Origin of the sequence: Streptomyces rubiginosohelvolus (assembly GCF_014649875.1) — a bacterium.
GTDB classification, from domain to species: domain Bacteria; phylum Actinomycetota; class Actinomycetes; order Streptomycetales; family Streptomycetaceae; genus Streptomyces; species Streptomyces rubiginosohelvolus.
Genome location: NZ_BMTW01000001.1, coordinates 715,658 through 736,321 on the forward strand (window position 1 = coordinate 715,658; position 20,664 = coordinate 736,321).

At 72.9% G+C, this 20,664-nt stretch carries 18 protein-coding genes and 1 pseudogene; 4 read left to right on the plus strand and 15 right to left on the minus strand.

Translation table 11 applies throughout. The features are described 5' to 3' along the window. The first annotated feature begins 427 nt into the window (after positions 1-427). Complete coding sequence (locus IE134_RS03380) at positions 428-1,219, plus strand: AfsR/SARP family transcriptional regulator (RefSeq protein ID WP_032767979.1); 792 nt, start codon at positions 428-430, stop codon at positions 1,217-1,219. Between the two features lie 41 nt (positions 1,220-1,260). Here the strand turns inward: IE134_RS03380 and IE134_RS03385 are convergent, their stop codons facing one another. The 10 genes and pseudogenes from IE134_RS03385 to IE134_RS03430 form a co-directional block, all read right to left on the minus strand. Then, a complete protein-coding gene (locus tag IE134_RS03385) occupies positions 1,261-2,142 on the minus strand; it encodes an ABC transporter permease subunit (protein ID WP_030709570.1) in 882 nt (293 codons plus the stop codon). Further along, a complete protein-coding gene (locus IE134_RS03390; protein WP_030709572.1) occupies positions 2,139-3,092 on the minus strand; it encodes an ABC transporter ATP-binding protein in 954 nt (317 codons plus the stop codon). The genes IE134_RS03385 and IE134_RS03390 overlap by 4 nt, the downstream gene beginning before the upstream one ends. Before the next feature lie 72 nt (positions 3,093-3,164). Further along, positions 3,165-3,668, minus strand: coding sequence for a hypothetical protein (locus IE134_RS03395; RefSeq protein WP_063837339.1), 504 nt, complete (start codon positions 3,666-3,668; stop codon positions 3,165-3,167). A 52-nt stretch (positions 3,669-3,720) separates the two neighbouring features. Next, positions 3,721-5,868 carry a peptidase domain-containing ABC transporter gene (locus IE134_RS03400; protein ID WP_229823275.1) on the minus strand — a complete coding sequence of 716 codons (2,148 nt, stop codon included), beginning with the start codon at positions 5,866-5,868 and terminating at the stop codon, positions 3,721-3,723. Next, a complete protein-coding gene (locus IE134_RS03405; protein ID WP_189429536.1) occupies positions 5,865-6,377 on the minus strand; it encodes a hypothetical protein in 513 nt (170 codons plus the stop codon). The genes IE134_RS03400 and IE134_RS03405 overlap by 4 nt, the downstream gene beginning before the upstream one ends. Further along, the gene (locus tag IE134_RS03410; protein WP_229823277.1) at positions 6,371-9,685 is read right to left on the minus strand and encodes a type 2 lanthipeptide synthetase LanM family protein; all 3,315 of its coding nucleotides are present in this window, start codon (positions 9,683-9,685) and stop codon (positions 6,371-6,373) included. Before IE134_RS03410 ends, IE134_RS03405 begins: the two co-directional genes overlap by 7 nt. Before the next feature lie 89 nt (positions 9,686-9,774). Further along, positions 9,775-10,017, minus strand: a complete 243-nt coding sequence (locus IE134_RS03415; protein ID WP_030709581.1) for a mersacidin/lichenicidin family type 2 lantibiotic — start codon at positions 10,015-10,017, stop codon at positions 9,775-9,777. 27 nt (positions 10,018-10,044) lie between these two features. Continuing rightward, a complete protein-coding gene (locus IE134_RS03420) occupies positions 10,045-10,266 on the minus strand; it encodes a mersacidin/lichenicidin family type 2 lantibiotic (RefSeq protein ID WP_030709583.1) in 222 nt (73 codons plus the stop codon). A 64-nt stretch (positions 10,267-10,330) separates the two neighbouring features. Continuing rightward, positions 10,331-10,620 (minus strand): annotated as a pseudogene (locus tag IE134_RS34580) (ADP-ribosylglycohydrolase family protein); the annotation flags it as partial. A gap of 128 nt (positions 10,621-10,748) precedes the next feature. After that, positions 10,749-10,925: a mycothiol transferase gene (locus IE134_RS03430; protein WP_373296729.1), complete on the minus strand. Its 177-nt coding sequence runs from the start codon at positions 10,923-10,925 to the stop codon at positions 10,749-10,751. Positions 10,926-11,096: 171 nt separating this feature from the next. On the opposite strand from IE134_RS03430, the gene IE134_RS03435 reads away from it, so the two are divergent. After that, positions 11,097-11,828: an NUDIX domain-containing protein gene (locus IE134_RS03435; protein ID WP_189429538.1), complete on the plus strand. Its 732-nt coding sequence runs from the start codon at positions 11,097-11,099 to the stop codon at positions 11,826-11,828. Between the two features lie 16 nt (positions 11,829-11,844). Here IE134_RS03435 and IE134_RS03440 read toward each other — a convergent pair whose 3' ends face one another. Then, positions 11,845-12,468 (minus strand): TetR family transcriptional regulator, encoded by a 624-nt coding sequence (locus IE134_RS03440; protein WP_030709593.1) that lies wholly within the window; start codon positions 12,466-12,468, stop codon positions 11,845-11,847. Positions 12,469-12,540: 72 nt separating this feature from the next. Here IE134_RS03440 and IE134_RS03445 point away from each other — a divergent pair, with 72 nt between their 5' ends. Next, positions 12,541-13,512: an oxidoreductase gene (locus IE134_RS03445; protein ID WP_189429540.1), complete on the plus strand. Its 972-nt coding sequence runs from the start codon at positions 12,541-12,543 to the stop codon at positions 13,510-13,512. 240 nt (positions 13,513-13,752) lie between these two features. On the opposite strand, the gene IE134_RS03450 is transcribed toward IE134_RS03445, so the two are convergent. Beyond that, entirely contained in the window at positions 13,753-14,709 is a 957-nt protein-coding gene (locus IE134_RS03450) for an EamA family transporter (RefSeq protein WP_097881323.1), read from the minus strand. 152 nt (positions 14,710-14,861) lie between these two features. Here IE134_RS03450 and IE134_RS03455 point away from each other — a divergent pair, with 152 nt between their 5' ends. Then, positions 14,862-15,815, plus strand: coding sequence for a LysR family transcriptional regulator (locus IE134_RS03455; protein ID WP_229823279.1), 954 nt, complete (start codon positions 14,862-14,864; stop codon positions 15,813-15,815). An 8-nt stretch (positions 15,816-15,823) separates the two neighbouring features. Here the strand turns inward: IE134_RS03455 and IE134_RS03460 are convergent, their stop codons facing one another. The 3 genes from IE134_RS03460 to IE134_RS03470 form a co-directional block, all read right to left on the minus strand. Beyond that, entirely contained in the window at positions 15,824-16,594 is a 771-nt protein-coding gene (locus tag IE134_RS03460; protein WP_030709606.1) for a TIGR03943 family putative permease subunit, read from the minus strand. Further along, entirely contained in the window at positions 16,591-17,640 is a 1,050-nt protein-coding gene (locus IE134_RS03465; RefSeq protein WP_030709608.1) for a permease, read from the minus strand. The genes IE134_RS03460 and IE134_RS03465 overlap by 4 nt, the downstream gene beginning before the upstream one ends. A 95-nt stretch (positions 17,641-17,735) precedes the next feature. Next, the gene (locus tag IE134_RS03470) at positions 17,736-20,642 is read right to left on the minus strand and encodes an FAD-binding and (Fe-S)-binding domain-containing protein (RefSeq protein ID WP_373296730.1); all 2,907 of its coding nucleotides are present in this window, start codon (positions 20,640-20,642) and stop codon (positions 17,736-17,738) included. Positions 20,643-20,664 lie beyond the last annotated feature (22 nt).

Consider the following 20,664-nt stretch of genomic DNA (forward strand, 5'->3'; position numbering starts at 1 on the left):
GCTGGTGCTAGCCGGATCACATCAGCTCTGACAGCGTGAGCCACGTTCCAACGGGGGAACGACTGAGGAACACTTGTGTGCGTTCCCCCTGCCCTGACCAAGCAGGAGACGACATGACGCACTTGAGCAGGATCGCGCCGCACCCCGCGCACAGGACCCCTCCCGCCGTTCCGCTGGGCGGCGAGAACCGGACAGCAGAGCCTCTCCGTCTCGGCATCGCCGCTCCGCTCACGTCGCATCGGCGGGAGGGTACCTGTTGATCGACAGCGCACGAGCCGGTCTCTCCGACGGCTCCGTCCCCCCCACCGCTCGGAACACCCCAGGGCCCGCCGCCCTCCCCACCCCGGCGTCACCGCACGACACCCCCGACACACGCCCCGCTCCCTGTTTCGGCGTTCTCGGGCAGCTCTCGGTCCGCGGCAGGACGATGTCCGTCACCTCACCCGTCCGGCGGGCCGTTCTCACGGCGTGCCTGCTCCGCTTCGGACGGCCCATCGGCATCGCGGAGTTCAGCGAAATCCTGTGGGACGACCCACCGGTGTCGGCCACGGCGAACCTCCGCAGCCATGTGACGGGACTGCGGAGAGAACTCGACGAGATCGAGGAGGGACTCGGCGAGCGGGTGAAGACCTACCGGGGCGGCCAGAGCGGATACGGATTGGAGATCGCCGCCGAGGAATTCGACCTTCCCCGGTTCACGGCGGCTGTCGAACGTGGCCGAAAGTGGCTGGTGAATGGATTCAGTGAGTCGGCCGTCGACGCCCTGGAACTGGCGGTGGACCTCTGGAACGGCCCCTTCGGGCAGGACCTGCCGCCCACGCGGTGGTTCAGCTCCCACACGGCGGGGCTCAACAACCTCCGGCTGGACGCCTATCAGGACCTCTTCACCGCGTCCGTCCTCGCCGGCCGCACGAGCATGCTGCCCTACCGCATAGAGAGCCTGATCGCCGAGGCTCCCTACCGGCAGCACCTCTGGGAACTGCTCGCCGCGGTGCACTGTCTGCACGGCGACACCGCCAGCACGCTGTCGGTGGTCAGGCGCTGCCAGAAGCTGTTCGCGGAGGACCTGGGCCTCGATCTGCCGCCGGGGATCGAGGCCATGCGGACGGCGGCGCTCAACTGGGACCGCGATGAGGCCATGCGGCTCGTGGCGTCGAGGACGCGGGCCTCGGCGGAGGGGTGCAGGTGCCGAAGACCCTCACACCCCTCCTCTCCCTGACACGGAAGACGCGACGTGCGTCCGGTGGCCGGCCACCGGACTCAGGTCACGTCGCGCCGGAGCAGGAGCAGCGTTCCCGTGAGCCCGCCGATCAGGCTGTAGGCGAGGAGCACGACGGCGCCGGTCCAGGCGGCGGGGGCTCCGGCGAAGAGCTCGCCCGGCGTCGTCATGATCTGGGACGCGACTCCGGGCAGCAGGACCTGGGCCTGGAGCACCCAGTCCTCCTCGATGAGGAGGTCGTGGACCGCCTGGAAGGCGAACGCGACGACGACCGAGGACAGGAAGTACAGCGCCGCCGCGGTGACGGTGGCGGCGGTCTGGCTGCGGATGAGCACACCCAGGCCGAAGCCGAACACGCCCCACACCATGTAGGCGGCCAGGTTCAGCAGGACCGCGCCGAGCACGTCCCCGCTCCCGAGCCCGAGGCCGGCGCCCTGCGAGGACAGGAAGATCCCGCCGACGACGAGGCCGACCGAGGTCGCGACCAGCCAGAGTCCGGCCGAGGTGATGAGCACGGCGACGAGCTTGGCCGTGATGACGCGGCCCCGGCGGGGCGCCGCGAGGAACGTGGCCGTCAGGGTCCGGTAGTGGTACTCGTTCGTGACCAGAAGGACGGCGAGCACACCGGCCAGCAGGAGACCGAAGACCTGCCCGGAGGTGTAGAGCGTGGCGGCGATACGCCCCGGGTCCCCCTGGGTCTCCCAGAGGTCGCGCATCGACGCGACCTGTTCGGCCGACATGTCCTCGCGGGGGGTCAGGACCGCACCTGCCAGATAGTCCTCGAACGGCTGCATGAAGGTATGGGCCTGCCAGCTGTTCCAGCCCGCCAGGAGCACCGCGACGGCGGCCATCGCCAGGCCGGCGACCCACCAGGTGGGCAGCGTACGGAGCTTGAGCAGCTCACTGTTGACGAGGGCCTTCACCGGATCTCCGCCTTTCCCTGCGTGAGCCGCAGGAACGCCTGTTCGAGGTCGGGTGCGTCCTCGGTCAGTTCGTACAGTTCTCCGCCGTGGGCTGCCGCGAGTGCGGCCACCGCACCCGTCCCCAGACCGCCGACGAACAGCGGCCCGTCCTCGGCGGGCGGGTCCGTCACGGTCGCTCCCGCCGCCACGAGCGCCGCCGCCAGTTCCGCCGGCCGGGAGGAGCGGACCCGTACCCGGGACTCGCCCCGTACCCGCGCGGCGATGTCGCGGCTCGCGCCCTCGGCGACCAGCCGGCCCTGGCTGATGATGACGAGGTCGTCGGCGGTCTGCTCGACCTCGGAGATGAGGTGGCTGGAGACGAGCACCGTACGGCCCTCGGCGGCCAGTCCCTTCAGGAGGGCGCGCATCCAGGCGATCCCCTCGGGGTCGAGCCCGTTGGCGGGTTCGTCGAGGATGAGCACGGGTGGGTCGCCGAGCAGCGCCTGGGCCAGGTTGAGGCGTTGCCGCATGCCGAGCGAGTACTCCTCGTAGCGTCGCCCGCCCGCCCTGGCCAGTCCGACCTGGTCGAGCACCTCGTCGGCGCGGCGGGCCGGCAGACCCGTCGCCGCGCACTGCACGCGCAGGTGGTCACGGCCCGTCCGCCTGCGGTGCGTGCCGGACTCGTCGAGCATCGCCCCGACGGTCCGGAGCGGCTGCCCCAGGTCCCGGTAGCGCTGTCCGCCGATGGTCGCGGTCCCGGAGGTCGGGGCGGTCAGTCCCAGCAGCATCCGGAGCGTCGTCGTCTTGCCCGCCCCGTTCGGACCGAGGAAACCGGTGACGCGTCCGGGGCGGACCGTGAAGGACAGGTCCTGCACGGCGCTTCTGTCGCGGTACCGCTTCGACAGGCCGCGGAACTCCAGGGTGCGCCCGTCGGCCGGGGCCGGGGCGTCCTGCACTGCCGGTGAGGTCATGTGCTCTGTTTCCTTACCTTCGCGCGGCTGCCGTGCCGGGTCTCCCGGGCGCGGCCGTGGGGGCCGCTGGAATCACGTGGTGCGGTGGATGCGCAGGTCCTCCGCCAGATGCGAGCCGCGCAGCCGGCGGGTGCGCAGCAGGCGGCGCCAGTCCGCCCGGGTGTCATGCATCAGCTGCAGGTGGAAGTAGTTGACGTACTCCGCCACGGCCAGGCCGTACAGCACCAGGCCGGCGGCCCACTCGGGCGCCGGCCGGCCGGGCGCGGCCGCGACGATGGCCACGAGGCCGGCCGTCAGGGCGGCCGCGCACAGCGGCCGGAGCGCACGGAACAGTCCGATCAGGGGCGGCCGCCTTGCGGTGGTGCGCAGTTGGCGCAGCTTCAGCGCCCAGTACGCGGCCCCGGTGAGCAGGAGGACGGCGACCAGCGCGAAGCCGACGGCGTTGGGCGTGCTGAACGGTGCTCCGAGGGCCACGAAGACGGCCCAGCCGATCAGGGCGATGTTCAGCACCTCCAGCACGGCCAGGGTCCGCAGCCGGCCGAGGAGCGCTGTGCGGGAACGTGTCTCAGGGGTCACGCCGCCAGCATCGCGCACCTCGGCCGCCCGGCGGGGCGGTCGGCGCGAACCCTCAGTCATGGACCAGTTGTTGGCCGACGAGCGCCGCGTAGGCGCCGTCCCGCGCGACCAGTTCGTCGTGGTCTCCCTGCTCGACGATCCGGCCGCGGTCGATGACCAGGATGCGGTCCGCGTCCCGCACGGTGCTCAGCCGGTGCGCGATGACGATGCGGGTGCAGTCGAGCTCGGAGAGGTTCTCGTGCACGATCGCCTCCGTGGTGGCGTCCAGGTGGCTGGTCGCCTCGTCGAGCAGCAGGACCCGAGGCCGGTGTACGACGGCGCGGGCCAGGGCCACGCGCTGGCGCTGTCCGCCGGAGAGGCCGTTGCCGCCCTCGCCGAGGATCGTCTCGTACCCCATCGGCATGTGGGTGATGTCCTCGTGGACCGCCGCGAGCCGGGCGGCCTCGACGACGTCGTCGAGGGTGGCCTCGGGCATGACCAGCGCGATGTTGGTCAGGACCGATCCGCTGAAGATGTCCGCGTCCTGGGTGACGACGCCGCACTGGCGGCGCAGATGGCCGAGGTCGAGGTCGGTCAGCGGGGTGGAGCCGTAGGTGATCTCCCCGTCGGTCGGATCGTAGAGCCCGAGTATGAGGCGGGCCAGGGTGGACTTCCCCGAACCGCTGCTGCCGACGATGGCGATCTTCTCGCCCGGCCGGACGGTGAGGGAGATGCCCGACAGGGCCTCCGGTCCGTCCCCCGAGTAGCGGAAGCCGACGTCGGTCAGGGTGATCGGCTCGTTCAGGTCGGCCTTCGCGTCCCCCTGGCCCACGGACTCCGCGGGCTCGTTCAGCACATCGCGCAGCCGGTCGAGGTGAACCCGGATGGTCTGGAACGTCTTGATGCTGCGGCCCAGTTGGGCCACCGGGGCGAGCGCCGCGCCGGCCAGGGCGATGAGCGCGAGCATCGTTCCGAGCGACAGGTTGTCGCTGAACACGAGAGAGGCGCCGAGGACGAGCATGAGCAGCGGCGACGCGGTGCCCAGCATCCCGAGGACGCTGTCGATCCCGTTGTCGAGCCGGCTCCGGCGTACGGAGGCGTCCAGCTGCTCGGTGAACTTCTGCGACCACCGGCGCACCACGACGTGTTCGGCTCCGGAGGACTTGACCGTCTCGGCGCCGGTCACCGATTCCAGCAGGGTGCTCTGGGCCTCCCCGAGGGCCTGCAGTTCGCGTTCGGTCAGCCGTTGGGCGGCCCGGGCGGAGGCGAACATGACCCCGAGCTGGACGGCGGCGACCGCGAGGATCGCGGCGACGAACAGCAGGGACTTGAAGCCGATCACCACGAGGTAGACGCCCAGCAGGGCCACATCGAGGAAGACCGCCAGGAGCTGGCTGGAGACGGCGTCCCGGACGTACGTCATGCTCGACACCCGCACGAGCAGATCCCCGCCGGTGCGCAACTGGAAGAACTTGTACGGCAGGGACATCAGATGTCGGAGGAACGTCCCCATCATCGACCAGTCCATCCGGGTCTGGAGCCAGAGCAGCAGTTCCGCCCGTGCCAGCGTCATCAGTGCGTGGCTGACGGTGTAGGCAACGAGACCGGCCGCCAGGACCAGCAGGGTGTCCTCGCTGCGTCCGGGCAGGACGCGGTCGACGACGTACGCGGTCAGGAAGGCCGGGAGCAACCCGAGCAGGGTGAGCGTGGCGGAGGCGCCGATGATGGCGGAGACGATGGGCACGGAACGGGGCAGGAAGGGGCGGACGAAGGACCAGAGTCCGGCCTCGACACCGTCGCGGCGTTCGAGCTCCTCGGTCGGTTCCAGCTCCAGCGTCACCCCGGTGAAGGAGGCGTCCAGCTCCGCGTAGCCGATGTGCCGCCGCCCGGACGCGGGGTCGACGATGTCGACCCCACGCCGGGTGAACCGTTCGATGACGACGAAGTGGTTCATGCCCCAGTGGGCGATCAGCGGCAGGCGGAGTTCGCGCAGCGCGTCCGGTTCCGCACGGAAGGCCCTGACCTTCATGCCCAGTTCGCGTGCCTGGCGGGCGATGGACGCGGCGCTCGCCCCGTCGCGGGACAGAACCATCCGGTCGCGCAGCTCGGCGACGGCGGTGGAGCGGCCGTGGTAGCCGAGCACCATGGCCAGGGCGGCGACGCCGCACTCGACCGAGGTGGACTGCAACCGCACGGGCACGCGGCGGCGGATGATGCTCACTGTTCGCCCCTTTCGTCCCAGAGATCCATGAGCAGGGGGCAGGTGCCCTGGTCGAGGACCACGGATGCCCCCTCCTCCAGCTCCTCGGCGACGCCGGCAGGGAGTTCGACGAGGAGCATGGTGACCCGGGCCCCGCCCTGACCGGTCTGGAAGTCCTTGACCCGGCCCTCCACCCGCTCGCCGTCCACACTCAGCCGGACCTCGCTGTCCTTCGCCGGCGGACTGAAGTCCGGGAAGGCGAGGACACCTTGGCGTCCGTTGGTGCCGGCCAGGGTGCCCGTGGGCCCGACCGGCACCCGTACCACGAGGCCCGCGGTCACCGTGAGGGCCAGGATCAGGGCTCCGGCCAGCGCCCAGCGCCAGCGGGGGCGCATCGCCTCGGGGTGGAAACCGGTGCGGGCGGCACCGCGCGGGTTGGCGCGGTAGGCGGCGACCATGCTCGGCCGGTAGACGCCCTCCGCGATGGCGCCGTCCGGCGGGGCCGCCGGTGCGGGGCCGCTGTTCAGCACGCCGTCCTCCCGGTGTCCGGGGCGGCCAGCGTCAGCAGGTCCGGCACCCGCTCGGGGGCGGCCTTGCGCGCGAGGCCCCAGGCGATGCCGGCCAGACCGGTCATGAGCCCGGGGGTCTCCACGCCCTTGGGGACGCCGCACAGCCAGCCGTTCTCCCGGCCCTCGTGCAGCAGCGTCTTCCACACCTTGGGCAGCAGCCCGGAGACCTCCGGCTCCTGGTCGGCCCGGGTGGCCGCGTCGATGATGAGGAGGTTGCCGATGTCCCCGTGGCACAGGCTGTGGTTACCGAGGCCCGACACCGGGTCGAGGTCCAGGCCCGTGGAGATGGCGGCGAGGACCGCCGTGTGCCGGTCGCTCTCGATGAGGCCGGCCAGCTCCGGGGCGGTGCCCAGCTCCTGGAACGCGTTGCGGGCCATCGCGATGCCCGGGGCCCCGTGGCACCAGGCGTTCATGACCGTACGTCCGCCGAGATTGGCCGGCCGCAGGTCGCGCCACGTGCGCAGCTCCGGGTCGAAGACGGTCCGCTCGTACGTCAGCGCGTGCCGGACGGCCTCCTGGTACTCCGCGCGGGGCGCGGCCCGGTCCAGGCGGGCGAACGCGTACGCGATGCCGGAGGCCCCGTGCGAGAAGCCGGCGAGCGGCTGCTCGGGGTTGATCGGGGTGGCCCAGCCCCAGCCGTCGCCGAACTCCTGCCGGGTGGCCAGCAGACGCTCGGCGCAGCGTTCCGCGATCCGGGCGGCTCCGGTGCCGGGCCGGGCGGTCTCCAGGGCGAGGAGGGCGAGGATGGCGCCAGCGGACCCGGAGACGATGTCCAGGAGCGGGTCCTCCTCGACGAGTTCGTCGATGGCGGGCAGCAGGGTGGCCGCGGCCTCGGCGTACTCGGGACGGCCGTGGCGTACGGAGGCGTGCGCCAGGGCGTAGATCGCACCGCCGAACGGGCCGAAGGCGCCGATGCCGAACTCGTCGGCTCCCGGCTTCTTCGCGAGGCCCGCCAGAGTCTCGGCGATGAGCACCGAGCGCTTCGCCACCTGGTCGAAGGCGGCCTGGGCGAGCTCGCCGGTGCGTTCGTCGCCGGTGACGGCCGCGACGGCGTCCAGGGCGTGCGCGATACCGGCCGTTCCGGTGTAGAGGCCGATCGGGGCGGGCGCGTACTGCCAGTACTTCTCGTCGACCAGGTCGAGGCCGATCCAGCCGAGGCCGTGTGCGTCGCGGACGCACAGGTCCGACAGCCGGTGGGCCAGGCGCAGGGCCTCCTCGGCGAAGTCGCCGGGGTCGGCGGCGCCGTCCATCCGGGGCCGGTGCCAGTTGGGCCAGCGGGCATCGCTCTCGCCCATGGCGGTGGCGGCGACGCACGAGCGGATGACCCGCTCCTGGAAGGCGAGGTCCGCGTCGCCGAGGGCCGTGAGACGTTCCCGTACGGCGATGAGGGGCGGGTAGCGGGTACCGATCGGCTCGCCGTCCAGCCCGCCGCGCAGGGTTCCGGAGTCCGCGTCGACGGTGAACATGGGGATGTCCCCGAGGGTGAGTTCGGCGACCTCGTCCAGGACCATCGCGATGCGGGACTCGGGCATCTCGACATGCCCGCCGGCCAGCCGGGCGAGCGAGCGCGCGTGGTCCAGGCCGTCGCGCAGGAAGTCCGGGTGGGTGCTCTCCAGCAGCAGGCGGCCGTAGATGTGGGTCGGCCGGGCGATGAGCCGGGTCCGGACGGGGCCGAAGGCGGCCAACGGACCGTCGGCGGCCAGCAGTTCTTGACGACCCGCTTCCAGCAGCCGGTACACGTGAGTGAATCCCTCGACGAACGAGTCGACCCGGCCGACCAGGTCGATCGGTTCGCCGTCGGCGGTCATCGGGTGGTTGCGCTCGGCGTCCATCTCCATGCGGCGCTTGACCAGCCGCATGCGGTCGGTGCCGCTGTCCTCCCACATCGGCACCGGCATGGGGGTCAACTGGCCGCCGTGGCCCGCGAGTCCGCTGACGTCCAGGCCGAAGGTGCCGTCCTCGCCGCGCACCAGCAGGTGGTTGGGCAGGATGCCCACGGACTGCACGGAGTCGGCGAGGGTGACCGCGGCGATGTCGGTCTCGCCGTCGATCTTGACGACGGCCGCGGTCTTGTCGTTGTGGAGCAGGGCCTCCAGATCGACGAGGACCGGGTACTCGCCCGCGGCCAGGACGTTCTCGAAGTGGAAGTCCGTGGCGTGCAGGAGGTAGAGGAGCGAGGTGAGGGCGCCCAGCCGCCAGGCGTAGCGGTCGCCGCCGGCGGCGTCGGTGGTCACGGTGGTGTCGACCTCCTCGACCCAGCCGTGGTCGCCGCGCTCCAGGATGCCGATCCGGGCCAGGTCGTGGGTGGGGTCCTGTCGCCCGACCCAGGCGAGAAGTCCGTCGAACGCGGTGTCCATGGCCAGCGAACGGGGCTTGAAGACCAGGGTGCAGGTGTCGAACTCGACCATGGCGACGGACCGGCCGCGCCGGTGCTTGTCGCCGGCGCCGAACTCCAGGCGGTCGAGCCGCTGGGGCGGACGGCTGGCGAGCAGGGTCTCGCGCAGGACGGGGAGGTCGGCGACGAGGGCTGTGATCAGCTCGGCCCGGGTGTCGATCCAGAAGCGGAGCTGGCCCACGATCAGCCGTGCCAGGACCGGGTATTCGTCCCAGATCGCGAGGGCATTGCCCTCCGAGCGCAGCAGTTCGACGTAGGAGGAGAAGCGTTCCTCGGGAGTCTCGCCGACGAGGCGCTCCTCGACCCGGGCGATGTTGAGTTCGAGGACGAGGGTCCGCTGCACGTGACTGAGCAGGTCGGCGGCCGGGGCGGTCGCGCGGACGATGTCGAGGATGTGCCCGGGGTCGGCCATGACGGGGTCGTCACTGGTCCGTACGGCTTCCTCGACGAGCGCGTCGAGTTCGTGGACGGCGCCCTCCACGAGGGGGCGGATCACTTCCAGGAGGCCCATGTCGGGGTCGAGGCGGCGAGTGGCGTCGGTGGTGGCCATTCCCTCGTCCCACCAGCCCCGGAAGGTGCGGTGCCAGTCGGGTTCGTCCGCCATGCGGCCGGCCAGGGACGCGTCGTCCTCACCGAGCAGCGCGGTCAGCCGGTCCGCGTCGACGCCCAGCGGTTCCAGCCGCGTGTCCAGGGTGGCCCGTTCACCGGTCAGAGGTGCCAGCTCCCGCCACATGGACAGGCGCTTCTCGCCCCGTACCGGGTCGGACTGCGACGGAGTCCCGGCGAGCCTCTCGCTCAGGGTGGCGGCCCGGTGCCAGGGGAGGTGGGCCCCGGCCGGCCGGACGGTGGGGTGCTCGCTTGCGTCGTCAGGCATTCCGCTCTTCCTCCTGGGGCATGAAACATGACCGGCGGGGGCGCACGAACGCCCGCCCCTGCCGGTCACGCCGTTTCTTCGGTACGCTGCTAGTTCTTGCAGGGCTTACCGGGGTTGCAGGCGAGACCGCAGACGGTCCAACCCGAATACCACGGCAGGCACGAGCAGCACCCGAGAGTGCCGAGAACTCCGGAGCCGGCTCCGTTGATCTCGGTCAGCTCCTCGTCGGTGATTGCGGTGAGGCCTTCGCCCGACGGATGGGCGGGGGCCTCACTCCCGAGGGACAGCCGGTAATCGGCGTCCTTCCAGGACCGGACTATGTCCACGTACATCACTCCTTGTCAGGAATCGGGGCAGGCTCAGCAACAGCCGCGCGTGCCCATGCTGCAGCTGCCGCAGAGGGTTCCGGTCGGGGAGCACACGGTCACAGTCAGAGTGATCGTGGCGCACGCCCAGGTGGTCCCGCCCGCAACACCGTCGAGCTGGTCGTCGGCCAGCTCGACGAGGCCCGCCGGGTTGGCGGGAGCCTCGCTGAGGGTGGCCCGGTACTCGGGGTCCTTCCATGCGCGAACAAGGTTCATTTGTCTTCACCTCCCTTCGCCGAGGATGCGGAACCGCCCCGTGGGGTGGTTCCGAGTGCCATCCTCAGCGGCCCTCATCCAGGCGGAATACCGCGCGGGCGGAGCGGTGCGCACATGCGGCGCATACGCGGGGCGGTGGGGGCGGGGCGTGCGGACGGCGCTGTGCGGCTGCTCCGTGTGCCGCCCGAGCAAGCGGGTTCAGGGTGGCCCGCCCCTCCAGCTCCGCGAGCCAGGCCGGCGGCAGCGCGGTCTCCCCGTGCAGGGCGCCCCGCAGACCGACCCGGTGGCGCGGGAGGGGCCGCTGTGGTTCACCGCGAGCCGCAGCCCGTGCCGGATGTCCTCGCTGACCAGCGCGCCGCTGAATTCCCGCATGGAGGACGGGCAGTACCGCCTCGCCCAGCTCAAGCTCGCGGACCTGCACACCGCTCATCAAGTCCGTCAGAAAAACGAAGGGCTCTGCCCCGCCGATCACCCGCCGCCGGTCACTCCCCTCCCATGGCCGCCTTCGCCATCCGTTCCGTCGTGCTGGCCCCGTCGAGGGCCTCGCGCACGATGTCCGCGTGGCCGCTGTGATGGGCGATCTCGCGGAACGCGTGCAGCAGGACGTGCCGGACGGTCCAGACGAGGGGCTCCGGCGGCGACCATGGCCAGCAGGTCATCGCGTTCACGGGACTTCGGGGCGGAGCCGGTCGGATCGGTGGGTTCCACGGCTGACCTCCGGGGGCGCGGGGCGGGGGCGATGGGTCGGTCCGGCGACTCCAGAGCCGGGCACCGTACGGACGAAGGCATTCCGGCGGCGGTCCGGCCGTGGTGCGCGTTAGCCTCCGTCGATGGCTGCCGAAATCCGCCCGATGACCGTCCTGTTCGAGGCCGACAAGCTGATCCTGGAGCTCCACCACGACGCCGAGGGCGCGTACCACGCCTTTCCCGGCGGGGGCCCGGGCGAAGGCGCCGGGGGCTCCGTCGGCGTGCCACGCGTCGCCCTGTCGCTGACCGAGGCCCTGCACGCCCGCATCCGGCCGGCCGGGACTGCGGAGACGGTGCTGCGCGCCTGGGCGCAGGGCGCGGCGCCGCAGGGGCCGGTGGCCCTGGTCGACCCGGCGGCGGTGGAGCCGGTACGGGTGCGGGCCGGGGCGGTCGTCATCCGCGACGGGGCCGCGCTGCTGATCCGCTTCACCGAGGAGGGCGGCGGGTCGCACTACGAGATTCCGGGCGGCGGGGTCGAGGCGGGCGAGACGCTGGAAGAGGCCGTCCTGCGGGAACTGGGCGAGGAGACCGGCCTGGCCGGGACGGTCGGGCCCGAGGTCGCCCGGGTCTGGAAGGACGGTCGGCACGAGCACTACTTCCTCGTGTCCGCGACCGGCGAGGTCGGCCCGCCCGAGACGCTGGACAACTACGGCGGCACCCCGGTCTGGGTGCCGGTGGAGCAACTGCCCGTCACCCCGCTGTGGCCGCGACGGCTGTCCTGGCGCATCGAGCACTGGCACCGCACGGGGTGGCCCGGGCGCCCGGCGGAACTGGCCGACTCCATCACCGAGTTGGGCCCGCCGTGCATGTGGTGAGACATGCCTGGGCGTACTAGCCGGCGTCCAGGGCCGGGGCGAGCAGGGCGAACGCCCGGTCCGTGAGCGCGGCGGGGTCCTCCGCCCCGTCGCTGTCGCTCCAGCGCCGCAGCACGGTGTCGAACGCGACGAGCGCCGCCCCGGCGGCGAGGCGCGGATAGAGATCCGTCTCCGGGTCGAGCCCCCGGCGGCGGGCCGTCTCCACGGCGAGGTCGTCGCGCCACTGCGCCTGGTGCTCCAGGAAGCGGGCGCGCAGGGCGGGGGTGCGCAGGATCAGCTGGACCACCCGCAGGGCCCGGCCTGAGTGCTCGGCGCCGTCGGCGCAGGCCGCCATGGCGACCCAGACGGCGTGCCGCAGCGCGGTGGAGGGGGGTTCGGCCGCGGGGCGGGCGGCCAGTTCGGCGTGCATGCCCGCCCCCATGTCGGCCAGGAACCGGACCACCACGTCCTCCTTGGACGCGAAGTACCGGAAGAACGTCCGCTTGGACACTCCGGCGGCGGCCGCGATCGCATCGACCGTGACCGCGTCGAACCCTTCCCGCGCCATCAGTTGGAGGGCCGCTTCGGTCAGTTCGTCGGAGACGAGCTGACGTTTGCGCTGGGCCATGGTGACTGCGGGACGGAGGCTCACACCCACCATCGTAGCCCCATGCCATCGTTGGCACTCAGTAGCTTCTTGACACCTGGTGCCATCAACGACAACGTATGCCACATGACACAGGAACCGACGCAGGGCACGGCACGGAACCCGGCACCGCAGCGTCGCTGGACCGCCGAGCAGATCCCCGACCAGACCGGCCGGGTGTCCGTGGTCACCGGAGCCAACAGCGGCCTCGGCCTGGCGACCGCACGGGCTCTCGTCCACCGGGGCGGGCACGTGGTCCTCGCCGTGCGGGACGAGGAGAAGGGCCGCCGAGCCGCCGCCGACATCACGGCCGGGCGGCCGGGGGCCTCCGTCGAGGCGCGCCGCCTGGACCTGGCCGACCTCGACTCCGTACGGGCGTTCGCCGAGGACCTGCACGCCGGTCACCCCCGGCTGGACGTCCTGGTCAACAACGCCGGGGTGATGGCGCCGCCCCGCTCGGCGAGCGCGCAGGGCCACGAGCTGCAGTTCGCCTGCAACCACCTCGGCCACTTCGCGCTCACCGGGCTGCTGCTCGACCTGCTGACCGAGGGGCGCGACCCCCGCGTCGTCACGGTCACCTCGGTCAACCACCGCAGGGCGCACCTGGACTTCGACGACCTGAACGGCGAACGCGCCTACCGCCCGATGACCTTCTACGACCGTTCGAAGCTCGCCAACGCCGTCTTCGGCCACGAGCTGCACCGGCGGCTGACCGCGGCCCGGAGCCCGGTCCGCAGCCTGCTCGCGCACCCGGGCTACACCGCCACCCGGCTCCAGACGAGCGGGCCGACCGGCCTGGTGAAAGTGCTGTTCGGCAGCGTCCTGCGCCCCCTCGCCCAGCAGCCCGACGCGGGCGCGCTCCCGCAGCTGTACGCGGCGACGGACCCGGGCGCGCGGGGCGGCGAGCTCATCGGCCCGGACGGCCGCGGGGAACTGCGCGGCGGACCGGCCCGGGTCCCGCTCGCCGCGGCGGCCACCGACGCGGGGACCGGGCAGCGGCTCTGGGAGGTGTCGGAACGGCTGACCGACGTCCGCTTCCCGTTCCCGGCGTCGGTGTGACGTCGGGTCGGGCCTCACCGTCTACCGCCCTGCCCCACGGGAACGGGCCGCACACCGCTGATCATCATCGCCGACACCTCGGCCCTCTACGCCGCTTTCGACGCCGCCCAGACCGAGCACGCCGCAACGGCGAGAATCCTGGAGCACGAGCGCCTGGCGATCTCCCCGCTCGTCGTCACCGAACTGGATGGCCTGACGCCGACTGCTGAGGCCCCTCCAGGGCCCGGGGCGAACCCCGCCTCACGCCTCGCGTCGCGGAGCCGGCCCCGACCGGCTGCGCACCGCGCCGATGCTCGCCCCGATGACCAGGGCGATGGCGAGGGCGTCCGTCGTGGAGAGGGCCTGGTCCAGGATCAGGAAGCCCGCACCGGCGGCGATGGCCGGCTCCAGGCTCATCATCACGGCGAACGTGGGAGCGGGCAGCCGGCGCAGGGCCATCAGCTCCAGGGTGTACGGGAGGACCGAGCTGAGGACCGCCACCGCCGCGCCGAGCGCCACCGTGGACGGGACCGTGAGCTTCGCCCCGGACTCGATGATGCCGAGCGGCAGCGAGAGGACCGCGGCGACCACCATCGCCAGCGCGAGCCCGTCCGCCTGCGGGAAGCGGCGGCCAGTGCGGGCGCTGAAGACGATGTACGCCGCCCACATCGCCCCGGCCGCCAGGGCGAAGGCCGCGCCGAGCGGGTCGAGGCGGTCGAAGCCGCCGCCGCCCAGCAGGACGACGCCGACGAGGGCGAGCCCGGCCCACAGGACGTTGATCAGGCGGCGGGAGGCGAACACCGAGAGGGCGAGCGGGCCGAGCACCTCCAGGGTGACGGCGATACCGAGCGGGATCCGGTCCAGCGCCAGGTAGAAGAGCGTGTTCATGCCGCCCATCGCGACACCGAAGGCCAGCACCGTGCCCCAGTCGGCGCGCGAGTGGCCGCGCAGCTTCGGGCGGCAGATCACCAGCAGGATCAGCGCCGCGGCCGCCAGCCGCAGGGTGACGACGCCCAGCGCGCCCGCCTTCGGCATCAGCAGCGCCGCGACCGCCGAGCCGAACTGGACGGACAGGCCGCCGGCGACCACCAGCGCGATCGGCGCCAGCGCCGTCCGGCGGTCGGCCCAGGACCGTCCGGCGCCTTCGAGTGCCGTCACCGCTTCGGGTACGGCGACGGCTGCGGCGGCCGGTTCGGCGGCGCTGCGCTGGTCGTTCACGGGGGGCCTTCCGGGGGCGAGCGGGTGAGTGCACTGCAATGCACTGGACGGTACAGGATGGCAAACTGTGTCCGCCATGGGTTTCCCTTCACCGTAAGGACGCCCGCGCGTTCCGTGAAATGCCGATCACGCTCTCGTTATGCTTCCGGCGCATGAGCGAGGAACCGACCACAGGACGCGCCGTGGAACTCCGGCATCTGCGGGCCTTCCTCGCGGTCGCCGACGAGCTCAACATCACGCGCGCCGCCGCCCGCCTCCGGCTGACCCAGCCCGCCGTGTCCCGCACCCTCGCCGCGCTGGAGCGGCACCTCGGGGTCCGGCTCGTCGACCGTTCCACCCACCACCTCGCCCTCACCCCCGACGGCGTCGCCTTCCGCGACAAGGCCGCCACCGCGGTCGCCGCCTTCGACGAGGCGCTCGACCCCGGGCGGCTGCGGACCTGGCCGCTGCGGCTCGGGCACGCCTGGTCGGCGTTCGGGCCGTACACCACACCGCTGCTGCGGACCTGGCAGGAACGCTTCCCGGGCACCCCGCTGGAGCTGCTCCGGATCGACGACCGGACCGCAGGGCTGACCCGGGGCGAGGTCGACGCGGCGCTGCTGCGCGGGCCGGTGGACGCGCCGGGGCTGGTCACCGAGGTGCTGTTCGCCGAGGTACGGGTGGCGGCGGTGACCGCGGACGGCCCGCTCGCGGCGCGCACTTCGCTCGAACTCGCCGATCTCGCGGACGGCCCGGTCGTCCTGAACACCGTCTCCGGCACCACCACCGTGGACCTGTGGCCGCCGCACGCCCGCCCGGCCGCCACCCTCACCGTCGGCAACACCGACGACTGGCTCACCGCCATCGCCGCCGGCCGCGGCAGCGGGGTGTCCACCGCGTCGACCGCGGACCTGCACCCGCACGCGGGGGTCGCCTACGTCCCGCTCGTCGACGCCCCGGCCGTCCCGGTCCTCCTCGCCCGCCGCGACGGCCCGGGGCATCCGGCCCTGCCTGAGCTGGCCGCGCTGGCCCGGGAGATCGTCGCGCGGCACTCCGCGCACCAGGCTCCGGCACGAGGTGGCCGCACGGGGCCCGGTGACGGGGCGACGTGGCCCCGCGGGCGCTGACTCCGCCTTCAGTCGGCCAGGGGCAGCACCAGGGCGTCCCGGTACCAGTCCGCAGGACGGTCGATCGTGCGGACGGTACGGGCGTCGAGCGCGACGGCGGCGGAACTCGTCCCCAGCATTCCGTCCGGGCGCCAGGTGCCGACGACGGTCACCCAGGTGTCGGCGGGCGGGGTCTCGCCACCATGGATCCGTACTTTGACCGCCTGGGCGTCCGCCGAGCAGCAATTGATCAGAAGCCGGGTCAGGTCCCAGCCCTCGCCCCGTTCGACGGGCGTGACGAAGCCGGTCATCTGGATGCTGCGCCCCTTGACGGCCTGCTCGGGGTCCTGGCGGACGCGCGTGGCGAAGTCGCCGAGGGTCAGCGGGAGGGGCGAGACCTCGGGGAGCGGTTCGAAGTGGTCCTGCTGCACGGCGACGGGCTGGGAGGTCTGCCGGGAGGCCGTGTAGGCGCCCAGGGCCGGCGGGGCGTAGAGGAGCATGCTCAGCGCGGGCAGGAGGAGCAGCCAGGCCGCCCGGGGCACTCCGGAGTGGTCGTGAGGGTGGCCGTCGGGGTCCTCGTACGTTCCCTGTTCACCCCTGTCCCGAGCCCGAGCTGCACCCGGCCTGCGGTGCGACCAGACCTCGGCCGCGCCGAGCAGGAGCAGCAGGACCCCCGACGCGATCAGCATCGGGCGCATCCACTCCTTGACGTAGCGCAGGTAGAGGTCGGTGAGGAGGGCGATGTGCAGCAGGCCGGTGCCGCTGAGGACGAGCAGGATCGCCTGCGTCAAGCGCTTCACAGCAGTATTCCTCCGACGAGCGTGCTGCACAGGATGGCGACGACCGTCGTCGCGGCGGAGAAGCGGATCGCGAAGGCCCGGCCGAACGTGCCCGCCTGGAGCGCGATCAGCTTGAGGTCGACCATCGGCCCGACCACCATGAACACCAGGCGCGCGACGGGGGAGAAGCCGGTGAGCGAGGCCGCGAGGAAGGCGTCGGCCTCCGAGCACACCGACAGCAGGATGGCGAGCCCGGCCAGGAACAGCACCGAAAGCCAGGGCGAGCCGGAGAACGTGTCGAGTACGGATTCGGGGACGGCGACGTTGAAGGTGGCCGCGGCCATGGCCCCGACGACGACGAAACCGCCCGCGTGCAGGAAGTCGTGCTGGAAGCCGAGCCGGAACTCCGTCCAGCGGCTGTGCCCCGGCCGGTGTCCGGTGTGGCGCACGGTCGGCCGCAGCCACTTCTCCCGACCCAGTGCGAGCCACAGCCAGCCCATCACGACGGCGGTGGCGAGCGAGGCGAGCAGCCGGGCCACGACCATGGACGGGTCGCCGGGAAAGGCGATGGCCGTCGTGGTGAGGACGACCGGGTTGACCGCCGGAGCCGACAGCAGGAAGGCGAAGGCCGCGGCCGGCGTGACACCGCGGCCGATCAGGCTGCTGGCGACGGGGATCGACGCGCATTCGCAGCCGGGCAGTACGACCCCGGCCGCCCCGGCCACCGGGACGGCGAGCGCGGGCCTGCGGGGCAGCGCCCGGTCGAACACCCTCGCCGGCACGAACGCGTTGATCGCCCCGGACAGGGCTGTTCCCAGCAGCAGGAACGGCAACGCCTGAACGGAGATGGACAGGCAGACGTTTCGCCATGCCTGGACGGCCGGTTCGTCGCCCCACAGGCCGACGACCACGACCAGCGAACCGGGAAGCACCGCCGCGCCAAGAAAAAGCAGGGGCACGAAGAGGGGCGAGCCGCGCGGAAGGGACCCGTCCTCGGCGGCCGGGGAAGCGACTTCGTCCACCGCGGCCCCGTACGGATCCCCTGACCGTTGACCTGTCTCGCGCATGCCGCTCCGATGATCTGATACTCGGACCGAAAGATATCCCGCGCGTCCTCGAACCTTCACGCCGCGCAAGGGCCCGCAGCCGCGGCAGCCGTGTCTCAGGGGCGACCGTCGCCCAGCCCCTCGGCCATCACCTCCGCCAGGTGCCGGGCCCGGCGGCCTGCCAGCTGGTCCAGCTGCGTACGGCAGGAGAAGCCGTCCGCGAGGAGTTCCGTCCCGGGGGCCGCCTCCCGTACGGCGGGGAGCAGCCGCTCCTCCGCGCAGGCGACCGACACCTCCCCATGCCCCTTCTCGAAGCCGAAGTTACCGGCGAGCCCGCAGCAGCCGCCGCTGAGTTCGCCGGTCAGGCCCAGTCGTTCGCGCAACCGCCGTTCCGCCGCGTCGCCGAGGACCGCGTGCTGGTGGCAGTGCGTCTGGCCGGCGACCGGGCGGTCCAGGCGGGGCGGCGTCCAGTCGGGGGCGTACTCCTCCAGGTACTGCGCGAACGTCCGCACGGACGAAGCCAGTTCGGCCGCGCGCGGGTCGTCGGGAAGGAGTTCCGGCAGATCCGTGCGGAGGGTCGCGGCGCAGCTCGGCTCCAGGACGACGAGGGGGTGACCGGGGAAGAGGTCCAGCCGGTCCAGGGTGCGGCGCATCACCCGGCGGGCCGCGTCGAGCTGCCCGGTCGATACGTACGTCAGCCCGCAGCACACCCCGCGCGGCGGCGGCAGCACCATACGCCCGGTCGCCTCCTCCAGGACCCGCACCGCCGCTCTGCCCACCTGCGGGGACAGATGCTCGGTGAAGGTGTCCGCCCAGAGGTGCACCACCCGGCTGGACGAGAGGATCCGGGTCCCGCCCCCCTGCTTCCGGCGCAGCCACCGGCTGTACGTCTCCGTCGCCAGCACCGGGATCGTCCGCTCGGGCGCGATCCCCGCCAGCCGCTTCGCGAGCGCGGCGAGCGGGCGCAGCCGGGCGAGGGCGTTGAGCGGGCGGGCGAAGGGGCGCGCCAGGCGCAGCCACTGCGGGAGGCGGCCCATCGCGTAGTGGGCGGCCGGCCTGAGCCTGCCCCGGTAGTGGTGGTGCAGGAACTCCGCCTTGTACGTGGCCATGTCGACGCCCACCGGGCAGTCGCTGCGGCAGCCCTTGCAGGAGAGGCAGAGGTCGAGCGCGTCCCGGACCTCCGTGCTGCGCCAGCCGTCCGTGATGACCTCGCCCGCCAGCATCTCGTGGAGCAGCCGGGCCCGGCCCCGGGTCGAGTGGGCCTCCTCACCGGTCGCACGGAAGGACGGGCACATGACGCCCGCGCCGCTCGCCTCCGTCGTACGGCACTTGGCGACGCCGACGCAGCGCCGGACCGCGCCCGCGAAGTCCCCGCCGTCCTGCGGGTAGCCGAACTCCACGTCCACCGGGCGCTTCGGGAGGACGGCGAAGCGGAGGTTCTCGTCGAGGCGGTCCGGGCGGGCGAGCATCCCCGGGTTCAGACCGCCGTCCGGGTCCCACAGGTCCTTGAACCGGCCAAAGAGGGCGACGAGTTCGTCCCCGTACATCCGGGGCAGCAGCTCCGCGCGCGCCTGCCCGTCGCCGTGCTCGCCGCTGAGGGAGCCGCCGTGCGCGACGACGAGGTCGGCGGTCTCCTCGGAGAACCGGCGGAAGCGGGCCACCCCGGCCGCGCTGATCAGGTCGAAGTCGATGCGGACATGGATGCAGCCGTCGCCGAAGTGGCCGTACGGGGTGCCGCGCAGGCCGTGTTCGGCGAGGAGGGCCCGGAAGTCGCGGAGGTACGCGCCGAGCCGGGCGGGCGGGACCGCGCAGTCCTCCCAGCCCGGCCAGGCCTCACTGCCGTCGGGCATCCGGGTCGCGGTCCCGGCGGCGTCCTCGCGGATCCGCCACAGGGCCCGCTGCCCGGCGGGGTCGGTGACGACGGTCCCGTCCACCGCGTCGGCCGCCCGCAGGACGCGCTCCGCGTGGGCGCGGGCCTCGGCCGGGGTGGCCCCGCCGGTCTCGACGAAGAGCCAGGCGGCCCCGCGCGGCAGCAGCCCGGCCGGTTCGCGTACGAGGTCGGCGGCCATGCCCTCGACGGTGAGCGGGCCGTACGGCAGGAGACCCGGGGCGGCCTCGGCGGCGGCGGACTCGTCGGCGTACCCGAGGACGGCCAGAGCGCGGGCGCGCGGCGCTTCGACCAGGCGCACCGTGGCCTCGGTGACGACGCCGAGGGTGCCCTCGCTGCCGCAGAACGCCCGGACCGGGTCGGGCCCGCCGGGGTGTTCGGGGAGCAGGGCGTCGAGCGCGTACCCGGAGATGCGGCGCGGGAGGTCGGGGTAGCCGGTGCGCAGGAGGGCGAGGTGGGAGGCGACGAGTTCGCTCACGCCTCGGGGGCCGTGGGACTCCCCCGCCCCGCGTGCGTCGACGCCCGCCGGGCCCGTGCCGCTCCCCTGTTCCAGGCGCAGCGCCTGACCCCCGTACCGGACGACCGAGAGCCCCCGCACGTTGTCCGCCGTCGTGCCCCAGGCCACCGAGTGCGCGCCGCAGGAGTTGTTGCCGATCATCCCGCCGAGGGTGCAGCGGGCGTGGGTGGACGGGTCGGGGCCGAAGGTCAGTCCGTGGGGTGCGGCGGCGGCCCGCAGGTCGTCCAGGATCACGCCGGGCTGGACGACGGCGGTGCGGGCGGCGGGGTCCAAGTCGAGGATCGCCCGCAGATGGCGGGTGAGGTCGAGGACGAGGCCGGTGCCGGTGGCCTGTCCGGCGATGGACGTGCCGCCGCCGCGCGGGACGACCGGCACCCCGTACTCCTGGCAGACCGTCAGCGCGGCCGCGATGTCGTCGGCGTCGCGCGGGGCGAGCACGCCGAGGGGGACGCGGCGGTAGTTGGACGCGTCCATCGTCGTCAACGCTCGGGCGGTGGGCCCGAAGTCGCTCGCGCCGCGCACGGCGGAGCGGAGCGCGGCGACGAAAGCCGGGGAGGCCGCGGAAGCGTCTGATGCCGGGACGGGCGGTCCGCTATGCGGTCGATGTTGTTCGGCCATTCCATCAGCATGCCGCCGGTCC